The organism is Alistipes dispar (assembly GCF_006542685.1).
GTDB lineage: Bacteria > Bacteroidota > Bacteroidia > Bacteroidales > Rikenellaceae > Alistipes > Alistipes dispar.
This window is the reverse complement of the sequence record NZ_AP019736.1, coordinates 1582880-1602290: the sequence shown is the minus strand read 5'-3', so window position 1 is coordinate 1602290 and position 19411 is coordinate 1582880. Positions and strand designations below refer to the sequence as shown.

The 19411-nt window shown below is 63.6% G+C and carries 9 protein-coding genes; 8 read left to right on the top strand and 1 reads right to left on the bottom strand.

The annotated features are described in order from the left end of the window. Positions 1 to 142 precede the first annotated feature (142 nt). From FME97_RS06685 to FME97_RS06675, 3 genes are all read left to right on the top strand, one after another. The gene (locus FME97_RS06685; RefSeq protein WP_162502064.1) at positions 143 to 3472 is read left to right on the top strand and encodes a hypothetical protein; all 3330 of its coding nucleotides are present in this window, start codon (positions 143 to 145) and stop codon (positions 3470 to 3472) included. Between the two features lie 173 nt (positions 3473 to 3645). After that, on the top strand, positions 3646 to 5160 hold the full coding sequence (gene ispG / locus FME97_RS06680; RefSeq protein ID WP_141428464.1) for a (E)-4-hydroxy-3-methylbut-2-enyl-diphosphate synthase: 1515 nt from the start codon (positions 3646 to 3648) through the stop codon (positions 5158 to 5160). Then, positions 5115 to 5759: a WbqC family protein gene (locus FME97_RS06675; protein ID WP_232522843.1), complete on the top strand. Its 645-nt coding sequence runs from the start codon at positions 5115 to 5117 to the stop codon at positions 5757 to 5759. Before ispG ends, FME97_RS06675 begins: the two co-directional genes overlap by 46 nt. Here the strand turns inward: FME97_RS06675 and FME97_RS06670 are convergent. Next, positions 5680 to 7710 carry a glycoside hydrolase family 2 protein gene (locus FME97_RS06670; protein ID WP_141428463.1) on the bottom strand — a complete coding sequence of 677 codons (2031 nt, stop codon included), beginning with the start codon at positions 7708 to 7710 and terminating at the stop codon, positions 5680 to 5682. The two genes, FME97_RS06675 and FME97_RS06670, sit on opposite strands and share 80 nt — an antisense overlap. A gap of 343 nt (positions 7711 to 8053) precedes the next feature. On the opposite strand from FME97_RS06670, the gene FME97_RS06665 reads away from it, so the two are divergent. The 5 genes from FME97_RS06665 to FME97_RS06645 all read left to right on the top strand — a co-directional run bounded on the left by FME97_RS06665 (position 8054) and on the right by FME97_RS06645 (position 19409). Further along, positions 8054 to 9667: a DUF6377 domain-containing protein gene (locus FME97_RS06665; RefSeq protein ID WP_141428462.1), complete on the top strand. Its 1614-nt coding sequence runs from the start codon at positions 8054 to 8056 to the stop codon at positions 9665 to 9667. A gap of 184 nt (positions 9668 to 9851) precedes the next feature. Continuing rightward, positions 9852 to 12494, top strand: coding sequence for a glycoside hydrolase family 38 C-terminal domain-containing protein (locus FME97_RS06660; RefSeq protein WP_141428461.1), 2643 nt, complete (start codon positions 9852 to 9854; stop codon positions 12492 to 12494). Between the two features lie 10 nt (positions 12495 to 12504). Beyond that, positions 12505 to 14874, top strand: coding sequence for a GH92 family glycosyl hydrolase (locus FME97_RS06655; protein ID WP_141428460.1), 2370 nt, complete (start codon positions 12505 to 12507; stop codon positions 14872 to 14874). Positions 14875 to 14897: 23 nt separating this feature from the next. After that, positions 14898 to 17225, top strand: a complete 2328-nt coding sequence (locus FME97_RS06650; protein WP_141428459.1) for a GH92 family glycosyl hydrolase — start codon at positions 14898 to 14900, stop codon at positions 17223 to 17225. 21 nt (positions 17226 to 17246) lie between these two features. After that, positions 17247 to 19409, top strand: coding sequence for a GH92 family glycosyl hydrolase (locus FME97_RS06645; RefSeq protein ID WP_141428458.1), 2163 nt, complete (start codon positions 17247 to 17249; stop codon positions 19407 to 19409). The last annotated feature ends 2 nt before the right edge of the window (positions 19410 to 19411 follow it).

Genomic DNA, 19411 nt, shown 5'->3' with positions numbered 1-19411 from the left:
ATTTTTATATATATATTTGCATCGTTGGTATCATATATGATACACAAAAAGCGTACAGAGCGCACTTTTAACGGGGAAAACAGGTAACGGATAAAACAAGAACGACATAAACAACCAATCCATTTCAATTCTAATTTGTCTTATGAAAAAAATTTATTTAAAAAACTCTCTGGCATTGCTCCTGACCGGAACGATGCTGGCAGGTGTCGGTTGTAAGGACTACGACGACGATATCGACAACCTGCAAAAAGAGGTCGATGATCTGAAAGGCCAGATCGAGCTGAAAGCCGACGCCTCGGCAGTCAGCTCGCTCCAGCAGAAGCTCGAAGGCATCAATTTCGACGACTTCGTGAAGGAAGCAGAGCTAAACGATCTGGTCAAGGGACTCGGCTACCAGACCGCAGAGGATGTCAAGGCTCTAATTCCCGAAGGAATGAGCGAGGAGGATGTCAAGGATATTTTCGATGCCCAGATCAAGGCTCTCGACACATGGGGCGAGATTGAGACGAACATCGGAAAGGCTGTCAAAGAATATTTGGCAAGCGGTGAATATACCGCAGCCGAGCAGGCAGAAATCGTGAATACGATTCTGGGCCAACTGACCGAAGATCCTCAAGTGAAGGACATCAAGACGGCCATCAAGAACCTGTTGGGCGAGAACTTCGGTGAGTACCTCAACCAGTACAAGACCACCGACGACTTCGTAGGCGCCATTGACGAAGCTGCCGCGGCTGCCTTGAAAAAGGAAAACAGCGTGCTGGCCGCAGCCATCATGGAAAAGATCGACCCGGAAGGCTTCCTCGAGAACAAGGACCTCTCGGCCATCTTCCAGGAGTACGACCAGAAGATTTCGGCTATTTGGGACGCCATCGACGATCTGGCAGGCCGCATTCAGTCGATCGTATTCGTTCCGACGAAGGTAAACGACGGCGGTGTGGACGTCAGCATGGGCGGTTACTATATCGCAGCATCGAAGGCAGAGGACAATATCCAGCTCGCATCGCAGCCCAAAGTGAAGGTCGCATTCCGCGTAGCTCCCGCTGCGCTGGCCGAGACCCTCGCCAAGAAGATCAACGAGGGTGAGGTGAAGGCTTCGTTCATTCCCGAGGTCGTAACCCGTGCCGCCGAGGCTCCCGTAACGTACGAAGGCGACGTACTGGCCGAGGACGGCAAGCTGATCTTCACGGCCGTCGCCAACAGCGAAGTATATGCAAAACTCGACCGCGACGAGACCTTCGCCGTGGCTCTCTGCCTGTCGCAGGAGGCCAAGAAGGACGACAAGGGCAACTACGAGACCCTCGGCTTCGAGATCACTTCGCCCTACATCACCACCGACGGCGATTCGAACTCCGTGAAGAGCAACTTCGTTCTGGCTCACGAAGTGGACGGCAAGCTCGTGGCATACGCCTACAAGCCCATCGCTTACGAACTGCCGTGGAACTCGGAGGAGTCGATCACGCTGCTTGAAGACTACGTATTGGGTTACCGTTACGGCAGCGACGCCAAGATCCTGACGATGGAGGAGGCCGCCAAAGCATACCTCTGGGACGAGGGCGTGGCCGAGAAACTCGGCTTCAAGTATGAGCACACGGCCATCACGTACCAAAAGCAGGGAATGGGCGCCGACATCTACGCTACGCAGACGCAGTTGACCGTAACCCCGGCCAAAGTAACCGACAAGGCCAACGTGAACGCACCCGTAACGGTAGCCAACAGCGCCAAGAAGGATATCGCCAACGTAGGTGACGTGCTGACGCTGACGGACAAGGTATGGATCACCGACGGCGAGAAAGAGATCGCATTCAACGTGCCGACCGTCAAATCGACCGTAACCATCCTGGGCGACCTGCTCAAGACGATGAATATCGACCTCAATTTCGTATGGAAATATACGAACTACGCTTCCAATGCATACGAAGCCGAAATCACTATCCCGGCAGAGGATCATATGAACTGGGAGAAGTTCAACCAGCTGCCTGACAGCTTCACGGTCTCCCTGACGCTGCCCGAGAAGAGCGAAGTGGCAACGAACGGCAGTGCTATCACCCTGACTTTTGAGCGTAAGGAGATGCTTAACGCCGAATCGGCCCAGCAGTTCGTCGTAACGGCTGCGAACTATGTAACCGGCGACGGCGAAGCCGAATACGAGACGGAAGTGAATCTCAGAGACGACTCCGACGCAAAATTGAACACCTATGTGGCATTCAACGGTAAGGTAACCTTCAAGGGTCTGCCCGCCATGAACTTCGAGGTGAAGAATTCGAATATCGCCAAGGTGAACGCCGACTACTCGGTAACGCTCGACGGCAAGTTCAACGAGACCCTCTACGCTCAGGCTCAGGATTACTTCGACAAGGCCGAAGAGGTTACGACTTTCCTCACGAACCTGACGATGAATTACAATGGCGTAAAGCAGGCCGCAGACCTCGACGCTACCCCGATGATACCGGCCGTTAATCCGAACATCGAAAGCGGTAAGCTGTTCAAACTCTGGTTCAACAGCTCGGGCTTCAACTGGGAGAAGCAGCCTTCGTACATGTACACCGTACCGACCGGCGAAGACAAGGGTGTCATCATCGGTATGAAGGGCAATGCCGAAGTGTTCATGCTGAACCTGACCGGTTCGTACGAACTGACGAACACGATCTACAAGCTCCAGCCCAACAGCGCATACCTCTACGACGGCGTAGGTGGGGCAAATCCCTACATCTACATCAACGGCGGTGTCGAAGGCGACGCATTCAACCTGGCGAACATCAACCTGACGAACGCCTACACCGTAAGCGAAGAGGCTGCCAAGGCCGGCGCTACGCAAGCCTTCGAGTTGGTAACGAAGACTCCGGAGGGCTACGGCTCCAACACGCTGCCGACCATCGCTTCCGGCGTGATGGACTGGAACAACTGCATCCTGGACAAGGTGACGGTGAAGACGACGCTCTACAATGACAAGACCGAAGTACTCGACACCAAGGTATTCGACGTGGTTCTGAAAGAGCCGATCGCTTTCGACTCCTGGAAGTTCTACGGCGGTTCCAAGATCGAAGTGTCCACGACCAAGGAGGCAACCTTTAACCTGCAAGAAAAGGTTTTGGCCGCAACCTCCACCGGATCTACTTACGGAACGATAGTTGCAATCGATATTTACGGCAACGCACTCTACAAATCGGGCGTTCTGACCAAGCTCGCAAGCGAAGATGCCGGTTACGATATCGAGGTAAGCTATGGCAACGTAGTCTGGACGAACGCAACCGAAACGATCGAAGGCGTAACGGTCAAGGACGGCGTCATCACGGTTCCGAAGGGCAACGAGCAGCTGGCCAAGGAGATCACGGGTACGGTTAAGGTGACCTACACCTACAAGTACGCTTGGGTTCCCGTGGAGAAGGACGGCAAGGTTACCGGATACGAACGCAAGAAGTTCAGCTTCGATATCCCGGTAGCATTCAAGAACGCTCCCGCAATCGAGAAATAACGACAACTCTCTCCCCTCCCCTTCCGGTTTCCGGGCCGGGATCCCGACCCGGAAGCCAGGAAGGCAATAACTCCCGGCAGACCGCAGCAATAGCTGCGGTCCGCTATTTTTATATTATCTTTGCAGGGACCTCTCTCCGCCCCGGCGCGGGAAGGTCCCGAAAACGACAAGCGATGAATCTCGAGAAATTCATGCGCCGCCCGGCCTGCGAAGTGCGCATCGGCGGCGTGACCATCGGCGGCGGACACCCCGTCGCCGTGCAGTCGATGACCAACACCGACACCAACGACACGGCCGCGAGCGTGGCCCAGATCGAACGGATCGACCGCGCCGGCGGACACATCGTGCGCCTCACGGCGCAGGGCCGCCGCGAAGGCGAGAACCTCCGCGAAATCGTCCGGCAGTTGCGGGCCGACGGATGCACGGCGGCCGTGGTGGCCGACATCCATTTCACGCCCGAGGTGGCCGCCGTCGCCGCGCAGTACGTGGACAAGGTGCGCATCAACCCGGGCAACTACCGCAACGACCGCGGCCAGTTCGAGGCGCTCATCGACACGTGCCGCGCCCGGGGCGTGGCGCTGCGCATCGGCGTGAACCACGGCTCGCTCGCGAAACGGGTGTTCGACCGGTGGGGCGACACGCCGCAGGGCATGGTCGTCTCGGCGATGGAGTTCCTGCGCATCTGCCGCGCGAAGGAGTTCGACCAGGTGACGGTCTCGATGAAGTCGAGCAACACGCGCGTCATGGTGGCCGCCTACCGGCTGCTGGTCGAAGCGATGGAGGCCGAGGGAATGCGCTACCCGATCCATCTGGGCGTCACGGAGGCCGGAAACGGACTGGAGGGGCGCATCAAGAGCGCCGTAGGCATCGGCGCCCTGCTGGCCGACGGCATCGGCGACACGATCCGCGTGTCACTCACCGAGGCCCCGGAGCACGAAATTCCCGTGGCGCAACTGCTCGTCCGCCACTTCGCCGACCGCCCGGGCGTCTTCCCCGTGCGGCATCCCGAACGCTACTCCCCGACCGAATACCGCCGTCGCTCGCGGGTGGCGGTTCCCGTCGTCCACGACGAGCCGCACGACGGCTTCCGCATCCTCGAGGCCCGCTCGGGCAACCCGACGGCCGAGCTGCGGGCCGCGATCCTCGACCTCGAACCCGCCGACGCACCGGTCATGGTGGCGTGCCGCTACGACGAGAAGGACCTCGAAACGCTGGCCGTGAAGGCCGCGGCCGACCTGGGGCCGCTGCTGCTCGACGGACTGGCCGACGGCATCCGGATCGACGCTCCGGGCCATACGGACCGTGAGCTGCACGACATCGAGCTGATGATCCTCCAGGCGGCGCGCGTGCGCTTCTCCCGCACCGAATACATCGCCTGCCCGAGCTGCGGCCGCACGCTCTACGACATCGAAAAGACGCTCGCCGGAATCAAGGCCCGCACGTCGCACCTCAAGAACCTCCGCATCGGCGTCATGGGCTGCATCGTGAACGGCCCGGGCGAGATGGCCGACGCCGACTACGGCTATGTGGGCGCGGGACCCGGGCGCATCACCCTCTACAAGGGGCGCGAGGTCGTCGAACGCGACATCCCGCAGGAAGAGGCGCTCGACCGCCTCGTGGAACTCATCAAACGGAACGGGGAATGGACGGAACCCGACGCCGGACCCCGCGGCGCGGCACGGGCATGACGATCCTTCCGGCGGCATACCTCCCCTCGGTGGAGTACTTCTGGTATCTGGCGCAGGGCGGGTGCGTCGTCGATCTGGGCGAACACTTCGTCAAACGCTCGGAGCGCAACCGCGCGCGGATCCTCGCCACGGACGGCGCGATGGAACTCACCGCCCACGTCCGCCATGCCGACCGCCCCCGCCAGCCGATGCGCGACATGCGCCTCGACTACTCGAAACGCTGGCAGCACCAGCACTGGGGCGCACTCACGGCCTCCTACAAATCCTCGCCCTACTTCGATCACTACGCCCGGCGGTTCGAACCGTTCTACCGCCGCGAATACGCCTTCCTGGCCGACTACGACCTGCAACTCACCGAGCTGCTCTGCTCGCTGGCGCACATCCCGATGCCGGAGGTCTCCGAGCGTTACGTCGAGGCCGCGCCCGGCGACCGGGACCTGCGGCCCAAACGCAGAGAGGGCCCGGCGTTCGCCGCCGAGCCCTATGTCCAGGTATTCTCCGACCGGATGCCCTTCGAAGCTAACTTGTCGTTCGCGGACCTGCTTTTCGCAGAGGGACCTGCAGCCGCTTCGGTTTTAGCACGTTGCCGACCAGAATAGACACGCTGTCGCACAGCGGCCCGGCGACGGCCTTCACCTCCACGAGACCCGACACGTCCACCGAATCGGACCGGTACTGGCAGGCGGCGTACTCGGTGACGGCCACCGTGTCGGCCCCCACCGTCAGCACGGGAACCCCGGCCGAGGAGTAGATGCGGAACGCCTGCCGCGGCACGTCGCGCAGCCGCCGGTGCTTGTCGGCGATATAGAGCGTCGGGGACTCGGCGTTCCAGAGCGCTCGGTAGAGGTAGTAGGCGTCCTTTCGGTCGCGGCGGTCGAGCGTCACGAGCCCCGAGCCGTTCACGCCGTAGGGGCGCCGCGCGGAGCCGTAATCGAACAGGTTGTCGATCCACACGCCCCAGAAGAGCGAATCCCCTTGCAGGTTGCGGGCGTACTCCTCGTGGAAGCGCGTCTGCTTCTCCTCGGGCATCCAGTTCGAGCGGGGTTCGGCCTGCGCCGTGTAGCTCTTGTGGCCGATGAACCCGCTGCCCCCGTAGGCGACACCCGAACGCAGGTGGGACCAGTTCTTGCGCATCTGGTCGCGCCAGACGGCCACATCGTCCGTCGAACCCTTCCGCCAGCCCACGTTCTGCCGCCAGACGATCAGGTCCGAGACGAAATTGATATTCCCGTTCTGGTCGCTGCACGCCACCGTCGGCCGCGAAGGATCCATCGCACGGGCCGTGCCGACGAGCCGCCGGAGGTAGGGGACCACGTCGTCGCCCCGGGGCCGGAGGCACGAGAAGATTCCCCACATCGCCACCGACGGGTGGTTGATGTTCTGCGCGACGATCTCCCGCAACTGTTCCAGTCCGTTCTCTTCGAACTGCGGCGTGGCATAGTAGGCTATGTCGCCCAAAAAGGGGGCGCTTTGCAGCGGCGTATCGACCCACACCAGAATCCCCCGTTCGTCGCAGCGGTCGTAAAAACGCTGTGAATGGGGCATCACGGCCGAACGCAGGGCGTTGGCCCCCAGGTCGCGCAGCACGGCCAGATCGGCCTCGCCGTCCTCCGGCGTGAGCGCGCCGCCCGAGGAGGCGTTGTCGTGGTAGAGCGTGACGCCGCGCACGGGAATCCGGCGGCCGTTGATCCGCAGCCCGCCCGAGGGCGTCGCTACGATCGAGCGGAATCCCGTGCGGACCGAAACGCGGTCCGTGATACTGTCCTCGCCGATCGAAGCCGTGACGGTGTAGAGCGACGGCGATTCGGGGCTCCACAGCTCCGGCTCCCCGAAAGCGAAGGGCACGACGACCGGTTTGCCGTCGAGCCGTGCGCGCTGCCGCTTCGAGAAGACCGGCCGTCCGTCGGGCGCGGCGATGTCGAGCGTCACCATGCAGGCGTTCCCCTCCTTCGAGACGAGGTGGATTTCGGCCTCGCCCGAAACGGAGAGCGAATCGACCGCCTGCGGATGGACGAGCACGCCGTCCGAGCCGAGGTAGAGGGGCGACACGGCCGTCCGGCCGGTCACGACGAGCTCCACGTCGCGGTAGATGCCGCCATAGAGGTTCATGTCGGTCGAGGTGGGCAGCACGTCGTCCCGGACGCCGTTGCTGACGACCACCAGCAGCGCGTTGTCCTCCCCGAAGCGGACGTAGTCCGTGATCTCGAACGCGAAGGCCGCGGCCCCTCCGCGGTGCGTACCCGCATGGCGGCCATTGACGAACAGGTCGGCCACCGACTGCGCGCCGTAGAACTTCACGAACAGCCGCCGCGAAGCCCACTCCCCGGGAATGTAAATATCGTTCTGGTAGTTGCCCGTCGTTTCGAGCCAGCCCCCCGCCGAGCGGGGATCGGTGTTCCAGGTGTGCGGCAACGTGACATGGCGGGCGTTGTCGCTCGTGTTCTCCGACTTGAAGAAGAAACGCCACCCTTCGTTGAGCGGATACACCTCGCGCGCCCCGGCCGCACAGGCGGCGAAGACGAACAGCAAAGTCGCAAAGATTCGTTTCATGGCGGAACAGTTTTTTAAATCGGGACGGAATCCGTCCGTGCGGTCCGGGACGCCGGCTTTCCGGAAGCGCCGCCGGAACCCGCACGGGCGCTCCGGCGCATCCCGCCCGGGCGGCGTGCAGGGACCCTCCCGGAACAAAGGTAATACAAATACCGAAGAAAAGCAACCGTCCTTCCGCACGCTCCGTTCCCGGGAGGCGTCCCGCCCCGGTTCGCCGCGGCCCGCTCCCGCCGACCGCACGGCGGTATGCATTTTCCGTTCCTTTTTTCGCAATTCATCTTTTTTCCGTATATTTGTCGGGGAACGCCCCGTACGGCACGGGCTGCGCATCCGCCACGCATACATGAGACGATACCTGCTTCTGCTTATCGCGCTGCTGTCGCTGACCCCGGCGGCCCGCGCCGGGAACGAACCGGATTCGCTGCTCCGGACGCTCGACCGCGCCATCGCGGAACGGAGTCTCCGCACGGCCCGCAAGGAGGAGCTGCTCCGCGAGCTGAAACAGCGGCGGGACGCGCAGGAATCGCTCCGGGACCGCTACCGGATCAACGACGAGATCATCGACAACTACACCTCGTTCGTCTGCGACTCGGCCACGAGTTACATCCACGACAACCTCCGCATCGCCGAAACGCTGGGCGACGAGCGGCTGCGGACCGAAAGCCGCCTGCGGCTGGCCTTCGTCTATTCCCTCTCGGGGCTGTTCGTGCAGGCTTCCGACCTGCTCCGCGCCATCGACTTCGGGGCGCTGACCGCGGACCAGAAGCTCTCCTACTGCTGGACCCGCATCCGCTACTACGAAAACCTGACGCGCTACACCGGCGACGAGGCGCTCGGCGCGGATTACGCCGCCCAGATCCGGGCGCTGCGCGACACGGTCATGTCGCTGCTGCCCGAAGACTCCGAAATGTACCTCAAGGAGAAAGCCTTCCAGTTGCAGGCCGACGGGAGACTGGAGGAGGCCGAAGGGATCCTCACGGAAATCTACCGCGGACAGACGCCCGACACGCACAGCTACGCCATGGCGGCGATGAGCCTGGCCAAACTCTACCGCGAAGCCGGCGACCGGGAGCGGGAGAACCGCTTCCTGAAGCTGGCGGCCCTGACCGACACGCGGCTGGCGGTCAAGGAGAACGAGGCGCTGCTCACGCTGGCCACGAACCTCTTCGAACAGGGCGACATCGAACGGTCGTACAACTACATCTCCTCGGCGCTCAGCGACGCCAACTTCTACAACTCGCGCGTCAAGAATTCGGTCATCGCCCGCGTGCAGCCCATCATCGAGAGCAACTACCTCGACCGCATCGAGACGCAGCGGCGGAACCTGCGCCGCTCGACCATTCTGCTGAGCGTCTTCATCGCACTGCTGGCCGGGGCGCTCGCCGTCATCGGAATCCAGATGCGCATGGTCTCGCGGGCACGGCGCAACCTTCAGGAGATGAACGGCCAGCTCTCGGAGCTGAACCGGAGCCTCAACGAGGCGAACGTCGTCAAGGAGAAATACATCGGCTACTTCATGAACCGGTGCGCCCTCTATATCAACAAGCTCTGCGCCTACCGCAAGGATGTCAGCCACAAGCTGCGCAGCGGCCAGATCGACCGGCTCAAGATTCCGCCGAAGGAGCAGGACCGGGAGTTCGACGAGCTGTACGCCGAGTTCGACGAGGCGTTCCTGAAACTCTACCCGTCGTTCGTGGAGGAGTTCAACGAACTGCTCAGGCCCGAGGCCCGTTACGAGACGACCGAAGGGAGACTCAACACCGAGCTGCGCATCTTCGCCCTCATGCGGCTCGGACTGACGAACGTGAACCAGATCGCGGAATTCCTGCGCTGCTCGCTCCAGACGGTTTACAACTACAAGAGCAAAATCAAGAGCAAGGCGCAGCCCGGCATCGAGCATTTCGAGGAAGAGGTGCGGAAACTGGGTCAGAACACCTTTGCGAGCGATTCAATGTGATTTACCAAAACGGAGGTGTACGGAAACGACAATACGCTGTAAAATAGCCGCATAGTCGTACAACGCACTTACTTTCCGATCTACTTCGCCCCGCGGCGGGCATGACGGTTTGCGGTTTATTCAGTTTCTTTGTAGTAGCGGATTCCTGCGGAATCCCGGAATCTACGAACCAACTGCTGACACCATGAAACCATTCTGCAACGGAGTATCACGGCTCCGCGCCCGCCTCTGCGGCCATCGCGCCGGAATCCCGGCCACGCACACGATCCCGAACACCGGAAAGAGAGCGCTGCTCGGTCTGCTTCTGCTGACCCTCTCGCCCGTCGCGTCCGCCGCCGCACAGGAACGGCGGCCCGTCTATTTCGTGGACGGGTACCACGGAGGCATCTACGGGCACTATCCCGTCGAGTGGAAGACGCGCTTCATCGTCGATGAGCTGGAGGCGCATCCCGAGTGGCGCATCGGACTGGAGATCGAGCCCGAAACGTGGGACACCGTGGCGCTGCGCACGCCGGCCGACTACGCCCGCTTCAAACGCATCGCCGCCGATCCGCGCGTCGAATTCACCAACCCGACCTACGCCCAGCCCTACTGCTACAACATCTCGGGCGAGAGCATCATCCGGCAGTTCGCCTACGGCATCCGGAAGATCCGCAGCCACTTCCCCGACGTGGAGTTCGTCACCTATTCGGTCGAGGAACCGTGCTTCACGAGCAGCCTGCCGCAGATTCTCAGGCTCTTCGGCTTCAAATACGCCTCGCTCAAGTGTCCGAACACCTGCTGGGGCGGCTACACGGCCCCCTACGGCGGCGAACTGGTGAACTGGACCGCTCCCGACGGCACGTCGATCCTCACCTCCCCGCGCTACGCCTGCGAGGAGTTGCAGCCCAACTCCGTCTGGCAGACGACGGCCTGGGGCAACGAGACGCCCTACATCGAGGCCTGCATCCGGCAGGACATCGCCCATCCGGTAGGCATGTGCTACCAGGACGCCGGATGGCGCTACGGGCCCTGGATCGGCTCGGGCGACTCGATCCGCAACAACTCGATCTACGTCACCTGGCGCGAATACTTCGAACGCATCTCCGAGGGCCGCACCACGGACGACTACCGATTCCCGCAGGAGGACATGCACGTCAGTCTCATGTGGGGCAGCCAGGTCATGCAGCGCATCGCCCGCGAAGTGCGCCGCGCCGAGAACAGCCTCTCGACGGCCGAGAAGATGGGCGCCATCGCCAATCTCTCGAACGGCTACCTGTACAAACAGGGCGACATGGACGAGGCGTGGCGGACGCTGATGCTCGCCCAGCACCACGATTCGTGGATCGTACCCTACAACGGCCTGCACGGCAAAGGGACCTGGGCCGACCACATCCACCGCTGGACGGCGGCCACCGATTCGATCTGCGCCGGCATCGTCGCCGCGGCCGAGGGGAGCCTCGCTGCGGCCGGAAACGGCAGGAAGGAGTTCGGCATAAGGGTCTGCAACACGCTCGGCACGCCGCGCCGCGAGGTGGTCCGCGCCGCGCTGCCCGAAGGATTCGACGCGGAGGGGGCCGTCGTGCGGGACATCCACGGGAAGAAGGTCGGCAGCGTCCTCACGACCTCGGACGGGACGAAGAGCCTGCTCTTCGAGGCCGAGGTTCCCGCCTTCGGCTACACGACCTACACCGTCCGGGAAGGCCGTCCGCAGAAGGGAGCGCAAACCGCGCCGCACGCCGCGACGGAGGGCCGCATCGTCGTCGAAAACGACATGTACCGCCTCGAGATCGACCCCGCACGCGGCGGCATCGTCACGAGCCTCGTGGCCAAGCACCTCGGCGGCAGGGAATATGCCGACGCCGGCAGCGACTACGCGCTGGGCGAACTGCGGGGCCACTTCTACGAGGAGGGACGCTTCCGCTCCTCGACCGAAACGCCGGCCGAGGTCTCGGTCCTCTGCGACAACGACCTGGAGAAGCGCATCCGCATCCGCGGCGCCATCGCATCGCACCCCTTCACCGAGACGATCACGCTCCGCAAGGGCGACCGCAAGATCGACTTCGACCTGCGGATCGACTGGAAACACAACGTCGGCATCGGCGAATTCGCCCAGAAGGACGCCTTCAACAAGAACCGCCGCGCCTTCTACGACAGCCGCTACAAGCTCAACATCTACTTTCCGGTGGCGCTCGACGCCCCCGAACTCTATAAGGACGCGCCGTTCGACGTCTGCAAAAGCCGCCTGAAGGACACCCGCTTCTCGACGTGGGACAACATCAAACACGACATCCTGCTCCACTGGGCCGACCTCGCGGAGCGCGACGGCGGCTACGGACTGGCCCTGCTGACCGACCACACCACCTCCTATATCTACGGCGGCGGTTCGCCGCTCGGACTGACGGTGCAGTACTCCGGCGGCGGGCTGTGGGGCCGCGACTACCCGATCGACCGTCCGACGCACATCCGCTTCGCCGTGGCGGCCCACGACGGAACGTGGGACGAGGCGGGCGTCCACGAGGAGAGCCTCCGCTGGAACGAGCCGCTGCTCTGCGACGCCGGGAACACGGCCGCCGGAAGCGCCTCGCTCATCGACGTCGCCGGGAGCGGTTACGAGCTGTCGGCCGCCTATCCCCAGGAGGGAAGCGTCATCGTGCGCCTGTTCAACGCCTCGGGCGACGAAACGCCGCAGACCGTGCGGTTCGGCTTCCCCGTGTCGAAGATCGAGGAGATCGACCTCAACGGCCGCACGACGGGCAGTTGCGACGCCGCCGTGCGGGACGGCGAGACCGAAGTCCGGGTCGCCATGCCCCGCTTCGGCCTGAAAACCTTCCGTCTGACCAAATAACAGTCATCCCATGCATAACTACCTCACCCAAGCGACTCTGCTTTTCGCACTGGCGGCCCCGGCGGCGGGGCTCACCGGCTGCTGCGCCCGGGAGGGCGCTGCCGCCGAAGGATTCGACGCGGCCCGTTACGTGAACCCCTTCATCGGCGCGAGCACCAGCACGGCCGCCGCAGGCGTCTATCACGGTCTGGGCAAGACCTTCCCGGGGGCCACGACGCCCTTCGGCATGGTGCAGGTCAGCCCGAACACCATCACGGGCGGCGACAACAGCCCCGGATACAGTTACGAACACACCACGATCGAAGGCTTCGCCTTCACGCAGATGAACGGCGTGGGATGGTTCGGCGAGCTGGGCAACCTGCTCGTCATGCCCACCACGGGCCCGCTGCAAAAGATCGCGGGCAAGGAGGACGGCTCGATCGCCGGCTACCGCTCGCACTACGACAAAACCACCGAAACGGCCCGTGCGGGTTACTACGCGGCCGACCTGACGGACTACGGCATCCGGGTCGAAAGCTCGGCCACGCCCCACTGCGGCATCCTGCGCTTCACCTTCCCCGAGAACGACCTCTCGCGCATCCAGATCGACCTGGCGCGCCGCGTGGGCGGCACTTCGGAGCGGCAGTACGTCGAGGTGATCGACGACCGCACGATCGCCGGATGGATGAAGTGCACCCCGGCCACGGGCGGCTGGGGCAACGGCGAGGGACACGCCGACTACACGATCTACTTCTATGCGCAGTTGAGCGAACCGATGCGGCAGCACGGCTTCTGGAGCGCCGACATCCCCGACACCTGGGTACGCAAGAAGGACGAGGTGGTGAGCATCCCCTACCTGCAACGCGTCGCCCAGGCCCCGGTCGTCACCGGCGAACGGCAGATCGAGGGCAAGCACATCGGTTTCTACACCGAATTCCCGACCCGCGAAGGGCAGCAGGTGGAGTTCAAGGCGGGCATCTCGTTCGTGGACATGGAGGGAGCGCGCAAAAACTTCGAGGCGGAAATCGCCTCGAAAACCTTCGACGAGGTGGCCGGCGAAGCCTATGCGCAGTGGAACCGCGAACTGAGCCGCATCCGCATCGAGGGCGGCACGGACGAGGAGAAGACGATCTTCTACACGGCGCTCTACCATACGATGATCGACCCGCGCATCTACACCGACACCGACGGCCGCTACATGGGCGCCGACGGCAAGCCCCGTTCGACCGAAGGCCGCTTCACCAAGCGGACCGTGTTCAGCGGATGGGACGTCTTCCGCAGCCAGATGCCGTTGCAGACGATCATCAACCCCGAACTGGTGGACGACCTGCTCGCTTCGCTGACGACGATGGCCCAGGAGAGCGGTCGGGAGTACTTCGAACGGTGGGAGATCGTGAACGCCTACTCGGGCTGCATGCTCGGCAACCCGGCGCTGTCGGTGCTCGCCGACGCCTATGCCAAGGGCATCCGGGGCTACGACGTCGAACGCGCCTACCGCTACGCGGTCAATACCTCGCGCCTGTTCGGCAACGACTCGCTGGGCTACACCCCCTCGGACCTCTGCATTTCCCACACGCTCGAATACGCCTACACCGACTGGTGCGTCTCGCAGTTGGCCGCACGGCTCGGCAAGACGGAGGACGCGAAGGCCTTCGCGCAGAAGAGCCGAGCCTACCGCAACATCTTCGACAGGGAGAAGGGCTGGTTCCGTCCGCGCCGCGCCGACGGCTCGTGGGCCCCGTGGCCGGAGAACGCCCGCACGACGGAGTGGTACGGCTGCATCGAATCGACCCCCTACCAGCAGGGATGGTTCGTGCCGCACGACGTCGAAGGCATGGTGGAGCTGATGGGCGGCCGCGAGGCCGTGCTGGCCGACCTGAACGAATTCTTCGAGAAGGCCCCCGCGGACATGCACTGGAACGCCTACTACAACCACGCCAACGAACCCGTGCACCTCGTGCCGTTCCTCTTCAACCGGCTGGGCGAGCCGTGGTCCACGCAGCGCTGGACGCGCTTCATCTGCCGCCAGGCCTACGCCGACAAGGTCGAGGGCATCGTGGGCAACGAGGACGCCGGCCAGATGTCGGCCTGGTACGTGCTCGCCGCGGCGGGCATCCATCCCGCCTGCCCGGGCGACACGCGCATGGAGATCACCAGCCCCGTGTTCGACCGCATCGAATTCAGACTCGACCCCCGCTACGCGCAGGGCGGAACGTTCGCCGTCGTGGCGCACGACAACTCGCCCGAGAACATCTACATCCAGCGCGCCGTGCTGAACGGCGAAGAGCTCGCGGCCTCGCACATCGACTTCGCGCAGATCGCCGCGGGCGGCACGCTCGAACTCTACATGGGCCCCGAGCCGAACCGGCAGTGGGGCATCGACAAACCGACCGAAAGGTAAAACCAACAATACCGGCAAACAACATGAAAAACCTGAACGAAAGCTGCCGACTCCGGCAGCGGCTTCCTCTGAAGCGATTCGCCCTGTCGGCCGCCGCGGCACTCTTCGCCCTGTCGGCCGCCACGGCGCAGGAGCGCGACTACGTGCAGTACGTGAACACGCTCCAGGGAACCGATTCGCGGTTCGAACTGAGCTACGGCAACACCTATCCCACCACGGCGATGCCCTACGCCATGCACACCTGGTCGGCGCAGACCGGCCCGAACGGCGAAGGGTGGAAATACCAGTACTCCGTGGACAAGATCCGCGGCTTCCAGCAGGCCCACCAGTGCAGCCCGTGGATGAGCGACTACGCCGTCTATTCGCTCATGCCCGAGGTCGGCAAGCTGGTCGTGGACGAGGAGGCGCGCGCCTCGAAGTTCAGCCATACGAACGAGATCGGCAAGCCCCACTACTACAAGGTGACGCTCGACAACGGCATCACGACCGAAATGGCGCCCACCACGCGCGGCGTGCACCTGCGCTTCACCTATCCCCGGAAGGGCGGTGCGGCCTATCTGGTGCTCGACGGCTACTTCGCCCAGAGCGAGGTGAAGATCGACCCCGAGAAGCGGCGCATCACGGGCTGGGTCAATAACCAGCGCTTCGTGAACCATCCGGAGACCTTCCGCAACTACTTCGTCATCGAGTTCGACAAGCCCTTCGAGGAGTGGGGCACGTGGGAGAACCGCAAGGACGAGGTCTTCGCGGGCAAGACCGAGGGCGCGGGCGACGGCTACGGAGCCTACGTGCGCTTCAAGCCCGGCACGAAGGTGCAGGCCAAGGCCGCCTCGTCCTACATCAGCCCCGAGCAGGCGCTCGTAACGCTCGAACGCGAGCTGGGCGCCGACAAGACGCTCGAGGCGACCAAGAAGCGCGGCGCGGCGACGTGGAACGCCCTGCTGGGCCGCATCGACGTGGAGGGCGGCACGGACGAGGAGATCCGAACCTTCTACTCGTGCCTGTTCCGCGCCAACCTCTTCTCGCGCAAGTTCTACGAGCGCGACGCCGAGGGCAACCCCTACTATTACAGCCCCTACGACGGCAAGGTGCACGCAGGGTACATGTACACCGACAACGGCTTCTGGGACACGTTCCGCTCGCAGTTCCCGCTGACGAACATCCTGCACCCCACCATGCAGGGCCGCTACATGCAGGCGCTGCTGGCCGCGCAGGAGCAGTGCGGCTGGCTCCCCTCGTGGTCCGCTCCGGGCGAGACGGGCGGCATGCTCGGCAACCACTCGATTTCGCTGCTGACGGACGCCTGGGTCAAGGGCATCCGCACGTTCGACCCGGCCAAAGCCCTCGAAGCCTATGCCCACGAAGCGATGAACAAGGGCCCGTGGGGCGGCGCCAACGGCCGCGCCGGATGGAAGGAGTACTGGCAGCTGGGCTACGTCCCCTATCCCGAGTCGATGGGTTCGACGGCCCAGACGCTCGAATACGCCTACGACGACTTCTGCGCCTGGCAGCTGGCCCGCATGACCGGCAACAAATTCTACGAGGAGATCTTCGCCCGCGTCATGTATAACTACCGCAACGTCTTCGACCACGAGTCGGGCTTCATGCGCGGACGCCTCAAGGACGGCTCGTGGCTCTCGCCGTTCGATCCCTACGAGTGGGGCGGCCCCTACTGCGAAGGCAACGCATGGCACTACAACTGGTCGGTCTTCCACGACGTGCAGGGACTGATCAACCTCTACGGCAGCGACGAGACGTTCACGCAGAAGATCGACTCGGTGTTCACCCGTCCGAACATCATCAAGCCGGGAACCTACGGCGGCATGATCCACGAGATGAAGGAGATGCAGCTGGCCGAAATGGGCCAGTACGCCCACGGCAACCAGCCCATCCAGCACATGATCTACATGTACAGCTATGCCGGACAGCCCTGGAAGACGCAGTACTGGTCACGCCAGATCACCTCGCGCCTCTACAACTCCTCCGAGCGCGGATACCCGGGCGACGAGGACCAGGGCGGCATGTCGTCGTGGTACATCCTCAGCTCGCTGGGCATCTACAGCGTATGCCCCGGCACGGACCAGTACGTGCTCGGCAGCCCCGTCTTCCGCAAGGCGACGATCACGATGGAGGACGGCAGGAAGTTCACCATCGAGGCCGCCGGCAACTCGCCCGAAAACGTCTATATCCAGTCCGCCACGCTCAACGGCAAACCGCTGGAGAAGAACTGGATCACCTACGGAGACATCGCCCGGGGCGGCGTCATGCGTTTCGAGATGGGCCCCGAGCCCAACAAGAGCCGCTGCACGTCGAAGGAGGCTTCGCCCTTCTCGCTCTCCCGGCCCGAATAAGCAAAAAGAGACAGCAACGCTATGTTCAAAACCCTGAAAATCGCCGCCGTGCTGCTCGCCGGCTCCCAGTTGCTCGCAGCCGGCGGCGCATACGCACAGCCGGACGCCGGACTTGCCGGCAAGGTGAACACCCTGACCGGAACCGAGGGTGCGGGACTGACCTCCGGATACCTCTATCCGGGGGCCACCTACCCCTTCGGCATGGTGCAGTTCACCCCCACCTACTTCTCCAAGCGGGGCGGTTTCGTCATCAACCAGCTGAGCGGCGGCGGATGCGCCCACATGGGCAACTTCCCGACCGTTCCCCTGCCCGGACGGCTCGACGTCTCGCCGGGCAACATCCTCGACCACCGCGTGGACATCTCCGCCGAGCGGGGACACGCCGGCTATTACGAGGCCACCGTGGAGGAGCGCATCGGAGCGCAGCTCACGGTGACCGAACGGACGGGCATGGCCCGCTACACCTACCCCGAGGGGGACGAGTTCGGCACGGTCATCATCGGCGCCGGAATCGCCGCCACGCCGATCGAGCAGGCGGCCGTGGTCGTCACGGGTCCCTCGAGCTGCGAGGGATACGCCGAAGGAGGCAACTTCTGCGGCATCCGCACCCCCTACAAGATCTACTTCGTGGCCGAGTTCGACGCTCCGGCCGCCGAGACGGGCATCTGGAAGGACGACACGCTCACGCCGGGCGGCCGTTTCGCCGAGGGCAGCACGTCGGGCGTTTACTTCACCTTCGACCTCGGCAAGAGCCGCAACGTCCAGTACCGGATCGGCGTCTCGTACGTCTCGGTGGAGAACGCCCGCGAGAACCTCCGGGCCGAGAACGACACGTGGGACTTCGCCGCCGTGCGGAGCGCCGCCGAAGCGGCCTGGAACCGCTACCTGGGGCTGATCGAAGTCGAAGGCACGAACCCCGACCGCATCGGGCAGTTCTACACGCACCTCTACCGGGCGCTGATCCACCCGAACCTGTGCAGCGACGTGAACGGCGAGTACATGGGTGCGGATTTCCGCGTCCACAAGACCCGCTCGCGGCAGTACACCTCCTTCAGCAACTGGGACACCTACCGCACGCAGATCCAGCTGCTGGCGATGCTCACGCCCGACGTGGCGTCGGACGTCGTGCTGTCGCACCGCGCCTTCGCCGAACAGTCGGGCGGCGCATACCCCCGCTGGGTGCTGGCCAACATCGAGACCGGCGTCATGCAGGGCGACCCCACGCCGATCCTCATCGCCAACGCCTGGGCCTTCGGCGCGCAGGACTACGACCCCTATCCCCTCTTCCGGATCATGCGCGTGAACGCCGAGGTTCCCGGCGCCACGTCGCAGGGCGTGGAGGAGCGCCCGGGTCTCAGGCAGTACCTCGAAAAGGGGTATTGGAACGCCTCCGAACAGCTCGAATACACCTCCGCGGACTTCGCCATCGGCCAGTTCGCGCTGCACGCCGTAGGCGACGAGTTCGCCTCGTGGCGCTATTTCGGCTACGCCCGCTCGTGGCGCAACCTCTACAACCCCGAGACCGGATGGTTGCAGTCGCGCAACGCCGACGGCTCCTGGAAATCGCTCGGCGAGGACTGGCGCGAATCGACCTACAAGAACTACTTCTGGATGGTTCCCTACGACCTGGGAGGTCTGATCGAGACGATCGGCGGCAAGGCCGCGGCCGAAAAACGCCTCGACGAGTTCTTCGTGCGCCTCGACGCCGGCTACGGCGACGAATGGTTCGCCTCGGGCAACGAGCCGAGCTTCCACATTCCGTGGATCTACAACTGGGTGGGCCGTCCGGACAAGACCGCGAAGGTCATCAACCGCACGCTCAACGAGCAGTATTCGAGTGCGATCGACGGTCTTCCGGGCAACGACGACCTGGGGACGATGGGCGCATGGTACGTCTTCGCCTGCTCGGGCCTCTACCCGATGATCCCCGGCGTGGGCGGCTTCACGCTCAACACGCCGATCTTCGAGCGGGTGACGATGCACCTCAAGCACGGCGACCTCACGATCACGGGCGGCTCGGAGACGAAAATCTACACCACGGGGCTGAAGGTGAACGGCCGCGCGCACGACCGTGCATGGATCGACTGGAAGGAGCTTTCCGACGGTGCGACGCTCGAGTTCACGACGTCGGCGAAACCCGCCGGACGCTGGGGGCAGAGCGAGCTTCCCCCCTCCTACGAATAACG

Bases quoted from the DNA above. Each gene is read 5' to 3' on its own strand.
- ispG (WP_141428464.1), top strand. From the start codon at position 3,646: ATGAATCTCGAGAAATTCATGCGCCGCCCGGCCTGCGAAGTGCGCATC.
- FME97_RS06670 (WP_141428463.1), bottom strand. From the start codon at position 7,710: ATGAAACGAATCTTTGCGACTTTGCTGTTCGTCTTCGCCGCCTGTGCG.
- FME97_RS06645 (WP_141428458.1), top strand. From the start codon at position 17,247: ATGTTCAAAACCCTGAAAATCGCCGCCGTGCTGCTCGCCGGCTCCCAG.
- FME97_RS06650 (WP_141428459.1), top strand. From the start codon at position 14,898: ATGAAAAACCTGAACGAAAGCTGCCGACTCCGGCAGCGGCTTCCTCTG.
- FME97_RS06660 (WP_141428461.1), top strand. From the start codon at position 9,852: ATGAAACCATTCTGCAACGGAGTATCACGGCTCCGCGCCCGCCTCTGC.
- FME97_RS06665 (WP_141428462.1), top strand. From the start codon at position 8,054: ATGAGACGATACCTGCTTCTGCTTATCGCGCTGCTGTCGCTGACCCCG.
- FME97_RS06655 (WP_141428460.1), top strand. From the start codon at position 12,505: ATGCATAACTACCTCACCCAAGCGACTCTGCTTTTCGCACTGGCGGCC.
- FME97_RS06685 (WP_162502064.1), top strand. From the start codon at position 143: ATGAAAAAAATTTATTTAAAAAACTCTCTGGCATTGCTCCTGACCGGA.
- FME97_RS06675 (WP_232522843.1), top strand. From the start codon at position 5,115: ATGGACGGAACCCGACGCCGGACCCCGCGGCGCGGCACGGGCATGACG.